Annotated in this window: 11 protein-coding genes; 7 read left to right on the top strand and 4 right to left on the bottom strand. The window is 58.2% G+C overall.

Annotated features, from left to right (window positions below):
* The first annotated feature begins 7 nt into the window (after nt 1-7).
* The 5 genes from arcC to PHI30_RS04685 all read left to right on the top strand — a co-directional run bounded on the left by arcC (nt 8) and on the right by PHI30_RS04685 (nt 6,422).
* Nucleotides 8-943, top strand: a complete 936-nt coding sequence (gene arcC, locus PHI30_RS04665) for a carbamate kinase (protein ID WP_300024522.1) — start codon at nt 8-10, stop codon at nt 941-943.
* Between the two features lie 245 nt (nt 944-1,188).
* A complete protein-coding gene (locus PHI30_RS04670; RefSeq protein ID WP_300024525.1) occupies nt 1,189-2,460 on the top strand; it encodes a BMP family ABC transporter substrate-binding protein in 1,272 nt (423 codons plus the stop codon).
* Nucleotides 2,461-2,782: 322 nt separating this feature from the next.
* Nucleotides 2,783-4,333 carry an ABC transporter ATP-binding protein gene (locus PHI30_RS04675; protein ID WP_300024528.1) on the top strand — a complete coding sequence of 517 codons (1,551 nt, stop codon included), beginning with the start codon at nt 2,783-2,785 and terminating at the stop codon, nt 4,331-4,333.
* Complete coding sequence (locus PHI30_RS04680; protein WP_300024531.1) at nt 4,330-5,436, top strand: ABC transporter permease; 1,107 nt, start codon at nt 4,330-4,332, stop codon at nt 5,434-5,436. The genes PHI30_RS04675 and PHI30_RS04680 overlap by 4 nt, the downstream gene beginning before the upstream one ends.
* Nucleotides 5,433-6,422 carry an ABC transporter permease gene (locus PHI30_RS04685; protein ID WP_300024534.1) on the top strand — a complete coding sequence of 330 codons (990 nt, stop codon included), beginning with the start codon at nt 5,433-5,435 and terminating at the stop codon, nt 6,420-6,422. Before PHI30_RS04680 ends, PHI30_RS04685 begins: the two co-directional genes overlap by 4 nt.
* 76 nt (nt 6,423-6,498) lie before the next feature.
* Here the strand turns inward: PHI30_RS04685 and PHI30_RS04690 are convergent, their stop codons facing one another.
* The 3 genes from PHI30_RS04690 to PHI30_RS04700 all read right to left on the bottom strand — a co-directional run bounded on the left by PHI30_RS04690 (nt 6,499) and on the right by PHI30_RS04700 (nt 8,540).
* On the bottom strand, nt 6,499-7,050 hold the full coding sequence (locus PHI30_RS04690; protein WP_300024536.1) for a DUF308 domain-containing protein: 552 nt from the start codon (nt 7,048-7,050) through the stop codon (nt 6,499-6,501).
* A gap of 276 nt (nt 7,051-7,326) precedes the next feature.
* Entirely contained in the window at nt 7,327-7,902 is a 576-nt protein-coding gene (locus tag PHI30_RS04695; protein ID WP_300024539.1) for a TetR/AcrR family transcriptional regulator, read from the bottom strand.
* Between the two features lie 50 nt (nt 7,903-7,952).
* On the bottom strand, nt 7,953-8,540 hold the full coding sequence (locus tag PHI30_RS04700; RefSeq protein WP_300024542.1) for a TetR/AcrR family transcriptional regulator: 588 nt from the start codon (nt 8,538-8,540) through the stop codon (nt 7,953-7,955).
* A gap of 158 nt (nt 8,541-8,698) precedes the next feature.
* Here PHI30_RS04700 and PHI30_RS04705 point away from each other — a divergent pair, with 158 nt between their 5' ends.
* Entirely contained in the window at nt 8,699-11,140 is a 2,442-nt protein-coding gene (locus PHI30_RS04705; protein WP_300024545.1) for a hypothetical protein, read from the top strand.
* Nucleotides 11,141-11,178: 38 nt separating this feature from the next.
* Nucleotides 11,179-13,293: an MMPL family transporter gene (locus tag PHI30_RS04710; protein ID WP_300024547.1), complete on the top strand. Its 2,115-nt coding sequence runs from the start codon at nt 11,179-11,181 to the stop codon at nt 13,291-13,293.
* A 40-nt stretch (nt 13,294-13,333) separates the two neighbouring features.
* Here PHI30_RS04710 and PHI30_RS04715 read toward each other — a convergent pair whose 3' ends face one another.
* Entirely contained in the window at nt 13,334-14,278 is a 945-nt protein-coding gene (locus tag PHI30_RS04715; protein WP_300024548.1) for a transketolase family protein, read from the bottom strand.
* Between the last annotated feature and the right edge of the window lies 1 nt (nt 14,279).

Here is a 14,279-nt window from a genome sequence, read left to right on the forward strand (position 1 = left end):
CGCCATCATGGGAAAACGTATCGTCATCGCCTTGGGCGGAAACGCTCTGGGCCGCAACCTGCCCGAGCAGATGGCCGCCGTGAAAAACACGGCCAAGGCCATTGTGGACCTGATTGAAGAGGGGAACACCGTGGCGGTGGTCCACGGCAACGGTCCGCAGGTGGGGATGATCAACACCGCCATGACCACCCTCAGCCGGGAGGACCCCACCCACCCCATGGCGCCCATGTCCGTGTGCACCGCCATGAGTCAGGGCTACATCGGCTACGATCTGCAAAACGCGCTGCGGGAGGAGCTTTTGGACCGCGGCCTGCGCCGTGGCGTTGCCACCATTTTGACGCAGGTGGAGGTGGACGCAGACGATCCCGCTTTTCAAAATCCGTCCAAACCCATCGGCGCTTTCATGACGGAGGCGGAAGCGGAGGAAATGCGCCGCCGGGGCAACGCCGTCATGGAGGATGCCGGCCGGGGCTGGCGGCGGTGCGTGGCCTCTCCCCTTCCAAAGTCCATTGTAGAGCTGGACACCATCCGCACCCTGCTGGACGCCGGGCAGGTGGTGATTGCCTGCGGCGGCGGGGGCATTCCCGTCTATCCCTCCGGCGGTAACCACCTCAAGGGCGCGGGCGCGGTCATTGACAAGGATTTTGCCGCCGCGCTGCTGGCCCAGTCGCTAAGCGCCGACGCCCTCATCATTCTCACCGCCGTGGAAAAGGTGGCCGTGAATTTTGGAAAAAGCGATCAAAGATGGCTGGACCACATGACTCCCGCCGAGGCGCGCGCCTTTGCGGCGGAGGGGCAGTTTGCCCCGGGGAGCATGCTGCCAAAGGTCCTCTCCGCCGTGAAGTTTGCCGAGAGCCGACCCGGCCGCACCGCCCTCATCACGCTGCTGGAAAAGGCCCGGGCCGGAATCGCCGGGCAGACCGGAACCTCCGTTTCGGCGTGACGCCTTCCTGCCACTGTATGCACTCCGCAGCACGGAGAGCGAAATTTCGCTCTCCGTGCTGCTTGTTTTTTGCAATTTCGTAAGATTTGGATAAAAGAATGTAAAAAACAGGTCAAAAGTTCGGACCCCATTTCTGTTTAAAATTCAAAAATTCAGTTGAATTTTTGCAGGGAACCTTGTATGATGACAGAAGCAAAGGTCATTCCTTTCCATATGTTTGACCATATTTTAAAGGAGGAAATTCAATGAAGAAGTTTCTTGCAACACTTCTTGCGCTCACCATGGTGCTGGGTCTTGCCGCCTGCGGCGGCAAAAAGACCGAGGCGCCCGCCGAGACGCCGGAAAAAACAGAGGAGCCCTCTGCCGCTTCCGACGTGAAGATCGGCCTCATCTGCGTCCACGACGTCAACTCCGGTTACGACGCCGCGCACATCGAGGGTCTCACCGCCGCCTGCGAGGAGCTGGGCATCGATGTAAACTCTCAGGTCGTATTCAAGTACAACATTCCCGAAGATGAAACCTGCTACGACACCGCCGTGGATCTGGCGGAAGAGGGCTGCACCATCATCTTCTCCGATTCTTACGGCCATCAAAGCCACATGCAGCAGGCTGCCAGCGATTATGCCGATGTCACCTTCGTCTCCTGCACCGGTGATACCGCCGCTCCCTCCGGCCTTGCCAACTTCAAGAACATCTTCCCGTATACATATGAGTCCCGTTACGTCTCCGGCGTTGTCGCCGGCATGAAGCTCAAGGAGCTTATGGACGCCGGTACCGTCACCGATCCCTATGTGGGCTATGTGGGCGCGTTCCCCTATGCCGAGGTGGTCTGCGGCTACACCGCGTTCCTGCTGGGCATCCAGTCCGTGGTGGCTGACGCCCACATGGACGTGACCTATACCAACTCCTGGTACGATCCCGTGGCTGAGGGTGAAGCCGCCAACGCTCTGATGAGCAAGGGCTGCGTCATCATCGGCCAGCATGCCGACTCCACCGGCGCTCCCTCCGCCGTGCAGGCCGCGCAGGATGCCGGCACCGTGGCTTACTCCGTGGGCTACAACATCGACATGCTGTCTGTGGCTCCCAAGGCCGCTCTGACCTCCGCCCAGAACAACTGGTCCGTGCTCTACAAGGCAACGCTGGAGAAGTTCATGGCCGGCGAAGAGATCCCCACCGACTACGCCGCCGGCTATGCCGACAGCGCCGTGATGATCTCCGCCCTGGGTGAGAGCTGTGCCGCCGGTACGAAGGAAGCAGTGGACGCCGCATGGAGCGGCATCAAGGACGGCAGCCTGAAGGTATTCGATACCTCCAAGTTCACCTGCCAGAGCGCAGAGAACGGTTCCTATCAGGTGGATGCCGACGGTCACGTCACCTCCGCTTTCGGTCTGGACACCAACGGCGACTTCGTTGCCGATTCCGGTGAGGCCATCGTGGATGGCGCCTTCCAGGAGTCCGTACTGCGCAGCGCCCCCTACTTTGGTCTGCACATCAATGGAATCACCGAGCTGAACTAAATTTCAGAGCGAAGGGGCTGCCATTTGGCAGCCCCTTTTCTTTTTTGGAGAAGGTTTTTCCTGCAATTGACAGCCCTTTTAAAAAAAGCATGGAATTTGACGGTCCGTATGAACGGATTCTCTTGAAAAACGGCCGACTTTTTCTTATAATAGAATTGTTAGTTCTGTTTCTTTGGGGCACGGTTTGCTCCACGTTGTACCGGCCCTTTGCGGAATCCATTTCGATTTGACGACGATCTGTGCGCAAATCTGGGTTTCAAATGCCATTTCGGTTTCCAATACGTCTCATTTTAAACATGAGAAACAAGAAAGGAAGATTGGTTTGGAACATACCAGTGCCATCCAGCTGAAAAATATCACCAAGCGCTTCGGCAAGGTCGTCGCAAACGACAGCGTCAGTTTGGATATCCGGCGGGGTGAAATTTTATCCCTGCTGGGAGAAAACGGCAGCGGCAAGACCACGCTGATGAACATGCTGGCCGGGATCTACTTCCCCGACGAGGGGGAGATCCTTGTGAACGGACAGAGCGTCACCATCGCCTCCCCCAAGGACGCCTTCCTCTGCGGCATCGGCATGATCCACCAGCATTTCAAGCTGGTGGATGTATTTACCGCCGCGGAAAACATTGTGCTGGGTCTGGAGGATGAAGGAAAGCTGGACCTGAAGGCCGCCGCCGGCAAAATCACGGATATCTGCCAAAAATACGGATTTTCCATTGATCCCGCCAAAAAGGTCTACGACATGTCGGTGTCTGAAAAGCAGACGGTGGAGATCGTCAAGGTCCTCTATCGCGGCGCGGACATCCTGATTCTGGACGAACCCACCGCCGTCCTCACCCCCCAGGAGACGAACCAGCTCTTCACCGTCATGCGCAACATGAAGGCGGACGGAAAGGCCATGGTCATCATCACCCACAAGCTCCATGAGGTCATGGACGTGTCGGACCGGGTGGCTGTGCTCCGAAAGGGGCGCTACATCGGCGATGTGGCTACCGCCGAGACCTCCCCGCAAAAGCTGACGGACATGATGGTGGGCCACGCCGTCTCTTTAAACATTGAACGCCCCGCACCCGAAAATCCGACCCCCCGGCTGGACGCCAAGGGGCTGACCGTCTATGACGCCATGGGCGTGAAGCGGCTGGATAACGTCTCCTTCACTGCCATGGGCGGAGAGATTCTGGGCATCGCCGGCATTGCCGGGTCCGGTCAAAAGGAGCTGCTGGAAGCCATCGCCGGATTGCAGGGCCTCTCCGCAGGCGCCTCCATCCTCTACCGCCCCATCGGTACCGCCGAGGGGGATCAGGGCGTGGAGCTGGTGGGCAAGACCCCCCTTCAGATTAAAAAGTCCGGCGTGTCTCTTGCCTTCGTGCCCGAGGACCGTCTGGGCATGGGCCTTGTGGGTTCCCTTGGCATGACGGGCAATATGCTTTTGCGCAGCTATCGCAAGGGCGTTGGCTTCTTCACGGACCGAAAGGCGCCCCGGAAGCTGGCGGAGGATGTGATGGAGCAGCTGGAGGTCGTCACGCCCGGGGTCAATTTCCCGGTGCGCCGTCTTTCCGGCGGCAACGTGCAAAAAGTGCTGGTGGGCCGCGAAATCGCGCAGGAGCCTTCCGTTTTGATGACCGCTTACGCCGTCCGGGGGTTGGATATCAACACCTCCTACACCATTTATAACCTGCTGACGGAGCAGAAGATGAAGGGCGTCGCCGTGATCTACGTCGGCGAGGATCTGGACGTTTTGCTGGAGCTTTGCGACCGGATTATGGTCCTGTGCGGCGGTCAGGTCAGCGGCATTGTGGACGCCCGCTCCACCACCAAGGAGGAAGTGGGCCTCCTGATGACTCGTTTTGAAAAGGAGGCGGCGCAATCATGAGTGCGGTCAAACAGCATAAAGAGCCCCTGCTGCGCATCGCCAAGCGGGACGGCATTGCCCGTTCCAAGGCTTACGCCATTCGTATCGTTGCCGTGCTGCTCTCTTTGGTGGTCAGCGGCATCTTCATCTTCACCGTGACGAAGCTGAATCCCCTTCAGGTCTACGAGGCCATGTTTGACGGAGCCTTCGGCTCCAACCGGCGCAGCTGGGTCACGATCCGCGACGCCATGATGCTGCTGTGCATCGGCGTGGGCCTTGCTCCCGCTTTCAAAATGAGATTTTGGAACGTGGGCGCCGAGGGACAGGTCCTGCTGGGCGGCATCGTCACCGCAGGGATCATGCTGACCTTCGGGAGTGCGCTTCCCACCCCCGCCCTTCTTGTCGTCATGGCGGCGGCCAGCCTGCTGGCGGGCTGCGTGTGGGGCGTGATCCCCGCCATTTTCAAGGCTGTCTGGAACACCAACGAGACCCTCTTTACCCTGATGATGAACTACGTGGCCATCCAGTTGACCAGCTACTGCGTGGCGCTGTGGGAAAACCCCTTCGGCTCCAACACGGTGGGCGTGATCAACCAGCAGACGAAGGCCGGCTGGTTCCCGGCTGTATTTGCTCAGGCCTACGGTTTGAATGTGATTTTGGTGCTGGCGCTGACGGTTGGAATGTTCCTCTACTTAAAATACTCCAAGCAGGGGTATGAGATCACCGTGGTGGGGGACAGCGTCAACACCGCCCGGTATGCCGGAATCAACGTCAAGAAGGTCACCATCCGCACCATGGCCATTTCCGGCGCCATCTGCGGTCTGGCCGGATTCATCGCCGTTGCCGGCGCAAGCCGCACCATTTCCACCTCCACCGCCGGCGGACGTGGCTTTACCGCCATCATCGTGGCGTGGCTTGCCCAGTTCAACACCTTCGTCATGATTTTGATTTCTTTGCTGCTGGTGTTTTTACAAAAAGGCTCCATTCAGATCGCCTCCCAGTTCAATCTGAACGACTACGCCTCCAGCGTCATCACCGGCATCATCCTCTTCTTTATTCTTGGCAGTGAATTCTTTATCAATTACCGCGTCATCATGCGATCCGGAAAGGAGGCGTCGAAATGACCAGCACACAGCTCATCCAGCTGATTCAATCCGCCATCGTTTTTGGCACCGTGATCCTATACGGCGCCTTGGGCGAAATCCTGACGGAGAAATCCGGGAACCTGAATCTGGGCGTTCCGGGCATCATGTATCTGGGCGGCATCGCGGGGCTCGCGGCCTCCTTCTTCTATGAATTCAACAACCCCGCCCCTTCCCCCGTGGTGTGCCTGGTGCTGAGTTTCGTCGCCGCGTTTTTGGCTGCGGCTCTTGGCGGTCTGCTGTACAGCTTCCTGACCATCACGCTGCGCGCCAACCAGAATGTCACCGGCTTGACCCTCACCATTTTCGGCAGCGGCGTGGCAAACTTTTTCGGCGGCAGTCTCAACACCATGGCCGGCGGCGTGGGGCAGATCTCCGTGGCCACCAGCAGCGCCATCTACCGGGCAAACATCGCAAACGTCTCCCACCTCGGCGTGTTCGGCTCCCTGTTTCTCAGCTATGGCTTCATGGTCTATCTGGCCATTGCTCTGGCCATTGCCATGCGTTGGTTTCTGGGCCGCACCCGGAAGGGGCTGAACCTGCGGGCGGTTGGTGAAAATCCCGCCACGGCGGACGCGGCGGGCATCAATGTCACCCGCAACAAGTACCTCGCCACCTGCATCGGCGCCGGAATCTCCGGCCTCGGCGGTCTTTATTACACCATGGATTACATCAAGGGCACCTGGGCCAACGACGGCACCATCGAGGCGCTGGGCTGGCTGGCGGTGGCGCTGGTCATCTTCGCCGTGTGGCGCTCCGTCAACGCCATCTGGGGTTCTTACCTCTTCGGTTTGCTATTTTGGATGTATCTTTACATTCCGGGTCTTACCCGCAGCTCGCAGGAGCTTTTCAAGATGCTTCCGTATCTTGTCACCATCGCGGTGCTGATTTTCATTTCCCTGCGGAAAAAGCAGGAGAATCAGCCGCCCGCCAGTCTGGGGCTTGCCTATTTCCGGGAAGAGCGCTGATAGAGACAAAGCCGCCGCTGCATTTGCAGCGGCGGCTTTCTTCTCTTTTCCGAGCTTCCGGGCCGATCCTCCCCGCTCACAGCGGGTCCTCCGGCCGTTGGTTTTGAATGATCTTGATGGTGCAAAGCGCCACGCTCAGGTTGAGCGCGCCCTCCAAAAGCAGGGAAATTCCCATAAAGACGATCACCGTCCCCACGCTTCCCTCCGGCCAGACGATCAACACCACCCCGGAAATCCCCGTGGCCAATGCCATGACCAGAATCAGCTGCCACCGGAGCAGGCCGAAGCGTCTGGCGTCCAAGGCCATCTGCACCTTGAAAAGTCCCTCCGCCAAAACGATGACCCCCAGCACCACACACAAAAGGCGCATGGTGCCCTCGATATGGAAAAGCAGCAAAATCCCAAGCACCGAAAGCAAAATTCCAAAGGCCAGGTCATATTGAAACGCCAGCCGGTAAAGGTCTTTTGAAAAGTACCCCAGCAGCTTCACCCCTCCAAAGAGCAGCAGCGCCGCCCCCACCGCGCCGCCGATGACGGCGGCTGCTGCGTCCGGTGCGCAGATCAAAAGCAGTCCCAAAGCGCAAAATGCCGCGGATGCCGCGATATACACGCCCTTTGCAATTTTCATCAATTTTACAGACGGCATAGAAAAACACCTCATCCGGCGGTTGATTCACCAGACAGTAGCATAGCAGCAGCGCCCCGGTTTGGACATGGGCAAAGTATCGCGGCTGTATCAAAAGCAGACACTCCGGGCCTGTTTGTCCGGATTTTGGGCATACGGCAGCTTTTGTCCAAAAAAGCGGCGAGCTTTTCTCCCGGCGAGCTTTTTTTCGTTCTCGAAATGCTTCGGGACTTATCTACAAACCAAGACGGCGGGTTCCCCCGCCGTCTTTTCTCTTTGTCACTGGGCAGCCGCGCCGTTTTCCAATGTGCAGCGGCGGACCATCTCCTCCAGCATTCCCTCCCGCAGCTGGCAGAGGCGGTGAAACTGCCCCTGGATATCATAGCTCATGGCACTGTTGAGCCACTCAATGATCTGCCCGAAGCACTCGCACTGGTAAAAGCGAATCAGCGTCTCCCGATCCTCCTCGCTGATGGGCGCCGCGCCAAAGACGGCATCGGCGTAGGCCACCACCACATGGCGGCAGATTTTCATCAGGTGCTGTTCGTAGACGCCCCGTTCAACAGAGCGGTAGATATGCAAAATGGCCCGCTTGTTCTTCAGCGCAAACGCCACGCCCGCGTCCACGCAGTCCATCAGCGAATCCCCGGAGGCGTGCTCCCGGAGAATGCGGTCTACGTCCTCCGTCACAATCTCCATCAAAAGCGCCGGAATATCTTCATAGTGGTAATAAAAGGAGTTGCGGTTGATCCCGCAGTCCTCCACAATATCTTTTACCTTGATCTGCATGAGCGGCCGCTCATCAAGCAGCTTCAAAAAGGACTTTTTAATTGCCTCCCGTGTGAATGACGCCATCCCAAGGTCTCCCTTCCCATAATCCGGGGCCGGTCCCAGCCGTTTTGCGCTCAGCCCTGCGCGAACAATCGGGCGGTGGCCCCGCTGACCAGATACTCCGCCGTGGAGATGAGGTCCTCCCGGGGAAGGGCCATGTTCTCGTCGAACCACTCCTTAATCAGGCCCAGAAGGCCCCACGTGACAAAGCTCAGCAAATACGGCACCTGCGCCTCATTTGCCGGGTGAAACCACGCCCGGACCAGGTCCTCCCCGTTGCGCTCTATCACCTGCTGCAGCCGCTGTGTGAAATTGCTGACTTCGTTATTTTTAAATAGAATCGTACAGGTTTCCTTATGTTCAATTACAAAATCCAGAATTGGCTCAAACACGGGCCGCATGGTTCCGTCCGCCACAGTCTCCTGAATATGCGCGTCGATCAGCGTCTGCGCCTCCTGCAAAAGATCGTCCTCCAGGCTTTGCAGCAGCTCCGCCGTTCCGGAATAGTGCAGGTAGAATGTTCCCCGGTTCACATCGGCGTGCTCTGTGATGTCACGAACGGAGATGTGGGAAAAGTCCTTCCCCTTCATCAGCTCCAGCAGTCCGTCCTTGAGCAGTTTGCGGGACCGTCTGGCGCGGCGGTCCTCTGGATTTTTCAGCATGGTTTTCTTCTCCTTATCAGCAGCCCCGTGATGAATTAGACATCCTTGCGGATTTGTCTATTGACCTTCGTGTCTATTCTCACTATAATCAACCCAGTTTGATAAGTCAACACTTTTTTGATAATCAACACTTATTGATTATATGTGGGGGAATCTGTATGAAACAGCATGTGCATCTTTTCGGAAAACGCCTCTTGGCAGCCGCCATGGCCCTAACTACCGCAACGGCTTTCACCTTGCCGGCGGCGGCCGGCGCTATTGGGGACGGCATAACGCCGTCTTATGACGAGGCGTATTACGCCACGCTGGATTACTATGGAAACCTGACGGAAGGCAGCGTTGTGAAAAGCTACATCCTCAACGGGGCCACTTCCCTGACCGACTACGGACCTTATGACGAGGTGGTGAACCTGACGGACGGCACCGCGCCCACCAGCAAGGACGGCGCCACGGTCTTTCAGTTTGATGCGTCCTCGGCGCCCTCTCATTTCTATTTTGAGGGCAAAACCACGCAGCCCTTTGAAACGCTGCCTTGGACCATCTCCATGCACTATACGCTCAACGGCGTTCCCACCAAGGCAGAGGAGCTTGCGGGAAAGACCGGCGTCGTGGAAATTCAGCTGGACATTGTTCCCAACGAAGCCGCCAGCGAATACGCGAAGAACAACTACACGCTGGAAGCGATGGCGCTGTTCAATCAGGACGACATTCTCTCTCTGGAGGCGCCGGGCGCGCAGGTGCAGCTGCTGGGCAACCTGCGGGCGGTGCTGTATTTGGCGCTGCCCGGCGAAGAGCAGCATTTTACCATTCGCGTGGGCAGCGACAACTTCGCCTTTGACGGCATGACCTTTTTAATGGTCCCCGCCACGCTGAGCCAGCTGGAGGAAATCGCAAAGCTGGGTGAGCGGAAGGACGATCTGGAGGACAATTACGACAAGCTCTCCGGCAGTCTGGATACCCTTTTGGATTCTCTCAATGGCATGAGCAGCAGCCTGAACGCCACAGCCAAGGGTCTCGACAAGTTAAACGAGGCCCGGGGCACCATTTCCAGCGGGAAAGGCGCGATCTACGAGCAGGCGGACAAGGTCTTATCCGATCTCGATACGCTCAACCAGTCTCTGGACACTCTGCCGGGCCATCTGGATCACGCAGCTCAGGCGGTAGACGACACGACCACGGCTTTGGACAAAGTGTTCAGCGCCGCCAGAAAGGTGCAAAGCAGCCTGCAGGATATGCAGGACGATCTGGAGGATCTGCAGGACGATCTGGACCGCATTTCCTCCGCCGGGAATGCCTCCGCCAAGGATCTGGAGTCTCTGGGCAAGCGGGCCGACGCGCTGGAGGACGACCTTGCGGATCTGCTGCCCCTGCTCGCAGAGCTGAAGCTGGGCGTGGGCAGTGAAGAGATCACCATGCAGGGCATGACGATGGAGGAGGTTCAGGAAGCGCTGGAGCAGGCTAAGGTCTTGAACCGCATCTATCAGGGCGCCGCTTCCGGCGCGCTTTCCGAGGAGGATTTCACAGCGGCAATTCTGATGGCAGGCGGCGAGAGCGCCTCCAGCGCAGCTTCCAAGGCCGAAAGTATGCAAACGCTGCTTTCGACGGTCAGCGCACAGGTCGCCGCGGCTGTGGAGGCCTCCGGCGGGACGCTCTCCGAAGAGGATGTTTTACCGTCGGTCCTCTCCGGCATCGCCGCCCAGGTGGGCGACCCAACCATCCCGGAAACCTATCAAAAGGCCATGGAGCTGCAAGGCATGTACCAGCTGCTCCGCAGCGGCGGCATGACGGAGGAGCAGTTTTTCACCGTCATCCTCAAGCAGAAGATCCCCTCTGACGCGGTCGCGGCTGAAAAGGCCAAGGCCTTGCTGAATCTCTACGGGCAGTCTCAAAACATCACGGACAGCGTTGGCGAGCTGTGCGACCTGATCGGCTATGACGACGGTCTCTCCGGCGATCTTGGAAAGCTGCTGAGAAACGTCTCCAGCGCTCTTGATGGGATGGATAAACTCTCCGACAGCGCCGACGATGTGTTGGACTCTCTGGACGACGCGCTGGACGCGATGGATGAACTGCACGGGGTAATCAATCAGTACGCCCCCGGTTTGAAGGACACCCTGACGGAGACCCGGGATATGGTCACCAATCTGACCACGACCTCCACGGACACCCACGCCTTTTTGACTTCCTTTGAAGCCCTGCTCAAAACCTCCGGCACGCAGCTGGACGACGGCACAAAGCAAACGCTGGAAGGGCTGGCCGCCAGTCTGCGGGCCACGGCGAGCAGTCTCAACAAAACCGGCGACGTGAAAACCGCCAAAAACAACATCAGCGACATCATTGAAGATACGTGGAACGAGTATACCGGCGACACGAACAATCTTCTTTTGATGGACGCCACTGCCGACGCCGTCTCCCTGACGGACACCCGCAACCAGTCTCCTTCCAGCATTCAGGTCCTGCTTCGGACGCAGGAAATCAAGGAGACAGAGCCGGAGGAGACGGAAGCTGCCGCCAAGACCGCCGAAAAGGGCACCGTCTGGAGCCGCATCGCCCAAATGTTCAAGGACTTCTGGGCCGCCATTACCGGTATCTTCCAGTGAGACCCGGCCTGAAATTCTGAAACGGAGGGTGTATTTCCTTGATTGAAAAAATTGCGCACAAGTTGACGAGACGGCCAAAGCTGGTGGCTATGATTGCAGTGCTGCTGCTCATTCCGTCTGTTCTCGGCTATATCTCCACGAAGGTCAACTATGATATTCTATCGTATCTTCCCCAGGATCTGGAGTCCTCTCAAGGCGAAAAGCTGCTGGAGGAGCCTTTCCAGATGGCAGCCACCAGCATGCTGGTGGTGGAGAATATGCCTGCCGGCTGGTCCAACAACCTCATCAACGAAATTGAGAAGATTCCCGGCGTTTCCAACGCCGTGTGGATCAGCAACATGGTGGGCATCCAAATCCCCACTGACATGATTCCCGCCAGCTTCCGGGATATGTTCTTCTCCGGCGACGCCACCATGATGATCATCCAATACAGTCACCCCGGCGCCTCCGACGAGACGATGAAGGCAATTGAGCAGGTCCGCTCCGTCTGCAACGACAACTGCTTCCTTGCCGGCTTTTCCGTGGTCATCAAGGACACCCGGGATCTGATGAACAGCGAGCTGCCGCTTTTTGTGGGCCTTGCGGTGCTGCTGGCCCTCGTTGCCATGGCGCTGACGCTGGAGTCCACCATTCTGCCGCTGCTGCTGATGGGTAGCATTGGCTTCGCCGTTCTCTACAATTTCGGGTCTAACTTCTTTTTGGGGCAGATTTCGTACATCACAAAAGCAATCGCGGCGGTTTTGCAGCTGGGCGTTACCATGGACTACTCCATCTTCCTCTACCGCCGATACGAAGAGGAGCGCCCCAATTACGAGGACAATCGGGACGCCATGACCCAGGCCATCATCGCCGCGTTCCGCTCCCTCTCCGGCAGCAGCCTCACCACCATCGCAGGCTTTTTGGCGCTGTGCTTCATGCGCCTCACGCTGGGGCGCGATATCGGCATTGTCATGGCCAAGGGCGTGGTTCTGGGCGTTGTCACCGTCATTTTCGTCCTGTCCGCTTTTTTGCTGCTCTTCAGCGACCAGCTGGACAAATACACCCACAAAACGCTGATTCCCAGTTTTGACCGGGTCAACGGCTTCGTCCTGCGCCACAGCAAGGCGTTCGTGCTGTTGCTGTTGGTGCTGTTCATTCCCGCGCTCTATGCGCAAAACCACGCATCCATCTACTACAAGCTGGACGAATCGCTTCCCCGGGACCTTCCTTCCATTGTCGCCAACCAAAAGCTAAAGGACGACTTCGACATGGCCACCTCCCACTTCATCATTTTGCGGGATGACCTCACTGCCGCCGAAATGAGTGATCTGGAAAACCAGATCGACGCTGTCCCCGGCATCACCTCCGTCGTTTCCTACCATGCCATGCTGGGCAACGGCATTCCGGATTTCTTCATTCCGGACGCGGTCAAAAACATGCTCAAGCAGGGCGGCTACCAGATGATGATGGTCAACTCCCGCTACGCCCCCGCCTCGGATGAGATTGCCCAGCAGCTGGACGCGCTGGACGGCCTTGTAAAATCCTACGATTCCTCCGCCATGGTCACGGGAGAAGGCGCCATGACCAAGGATTTGATTGAGACCAGCGCGGTGGATTTCAAAGTCACCAACTATATTTCCATTGCCGCGATCTTGATCATTGTGGCCATCGTCTTTCAGTCCCTTTCCATCCCCGTGGTGCTGGTGGCCGCCATTGAGCTGGCCATCTGCATCAATCAAGGCGCACCCTATTTTACCGGTGCGGCAATTCCGTTTATCGCGCCTACCGTTATCAGCTGCGTGCAGCTGGGCGCCACCGTGGATTACGCCATTTTGATGACCTCCCGGTTCCAGGAGGAGCTGCGCAAGGGATGCGGGCGAAAGGAAGCCGTCCGCATCGCCGCCACCACCTCTGACGCCTCCATCATCACCAGCGCGCTGGTACTGTTTTGCGCCACGCTGGGCGTGTCCTTTGTCTCCTCCATCGATTTGATCGGTGCCATTTGCATCATGCTGGCCCGGGGCGCGGTCATTTCCGCGATCATCAGCATTTTCGGCATCCCCGCGGTGCTGTATGTCTGCGAGCCGCTGTTCCGGAAAACCACCCGGTACTGGGACGCACCGCCTCCTGTCAAGAAGCGCAAAGAGAAAAAGGGCGAGCTTGTGGCTCACTAAAAAAACTGCCGGACACGAAAAGCGTGTCCGGCAGTCTTTTTTATTTTGCGCACAGGTCCTTTGCAACTTCCACAATATGCTCCGCGCTGAGGCCAAACTGCTTGAGCAGGGCCGCCGCGGGACCGGAATGTCCAAACTCGTCGTTGACGCCGATCCGGCGGACCGGCGTGGGGCACTTTTCACTCAAAAGTGCGCACACCGCTTCTCCCAAACCGCCAACGATGCTGTGCTCTTCGCAGGTGATGATCTTGCCGCACTCGCGGGCGGCCTTCACCACCAGCGCCTCGTCCAAAGGCTTAATGGTGCAAAGATTGATGATGCGGGCGGAGATTCCGGCCTCCCGCAAGGCCTTTCCGGCCTCCACGGCCTCGTTGACCATCAATCCGGTGGCAAGAATGGCCACATCGGTGCCGTCTTGCAGCGTCTCGCCCTTCCCGATCTGGAAGCGGAACGTCTCCTCCTCATGGAATACGGGGACCGCCAGCCGGCCAAAGCGCAGATACACGGGGCCGACGTACTCGTAGGCCGCCAGAACCGCGGCTCTTGCCTCCACATCGTCGGACGGGCACATGACCACCATGCCGGGGATCGCGCGCATCAGGGCAAAATCCTCGCAGCACTGGTGGGAGGCGCCGTCCTCGCCCACGGAGATTCCGCCGTGGGTGGCGCCGATCTTCACATTCAGGTGGGGATAGCCCACGCTGTTGCGGATCTGCTCAAAGGCCCGCCCTGCGGCAAACATGGCAAAGCTGGATGCAAACGGCACCAGTCCCATGGATGCCGCGCCGGCAGCCACGTCGATCATGTCCGCCTCGGCAATGCCGCAGTCAAAGTGACGGGTGGGAAATGCTTTTTGGAAGGTAGCGGTCTTTGTGGCGCCCGCAAGGTCCGCGTCAAAGACGATCAGGTTTTCATGCCGCGCGCCCAGTTCCTTGAGCGCGTTGCCATAGCTGTCCCGGGTGGCGATCTTCTTCACGTCTGCCATG

Source organism: Oscillibacter sp. (genome assembly GCF_028693505.1).
Taxonomy (GTDB): domain Bacteria; phylum Bacillota; class Clostridia; order Oscillospirales; family Oscillospiraceae; genus Oscillibacter.

Bases quoted from the DNA above. Each gene is read 5' to 3' on its own strand.
- arcC (WP_300024522.1), top strand. From the start codon at position 8: ATGGGAAAACGTATCGTCATCGCCTTGGGCGGAAACGCTCTGGGCCGC.
- PHI30_RS04670 (WP_300024525.1), top strand. From the start codon at position 1,189: ATGAAGAAGTTTCTTGCAACACTTCTTGCGCTCACCATGGTGCTGGGT.
- PHI30_RS04680 (WP_300024531.1), top strand. From the start codon at position 4,330: ATGAGTGCGGTCAAACAGCATAAAGAGCCCCTGCTGCGCATCGCCAAG.
- PHI30_RS04685 (WP_300024534.1), top strand. From the start codon at position 5,433: ATGACCAGCACACAGCTCATCCAGCTGATTCAATCCGCCATCGTTTTT.
- PHI30_RS04690 (WP_300024536.1), bottom strand. From the start codon at position 7,050: ATGAAAATTGCAAAGGGCGTGTATATCGCGGCATCCGCGGCATTTTGC.
- PHI30_RS04695 (WP_300024539.1), bottom strand. From the start codon at position 7,902: ATGGCGTCATTCACACGGGAGGCAATTAAAAAGTCCTTTTTGAAGCTG.
- PHI30_RS04700 (WP_300024542.1), bottom strand. From the start codon at position 8,540: ATGCTGAAAAATCCAGAGGACCGCCGCGCCAGACGGTCCCGCAAACTG.
- PHI30_RS04705 (WP_300024545.1), top strand. From the start codon at position 8,699: ATGAAACAGCATGTGCATCTTTTCGGAAAACGCCTCTTGGCAGCCGCC.
- PHI30_RS04715 (WP_300024548.1), bottom strand. From the start codon at position 14,278: ATGGCAGACGTGAAGAAGATCGCCACCCGGGACAGCTATGGCAACGCG.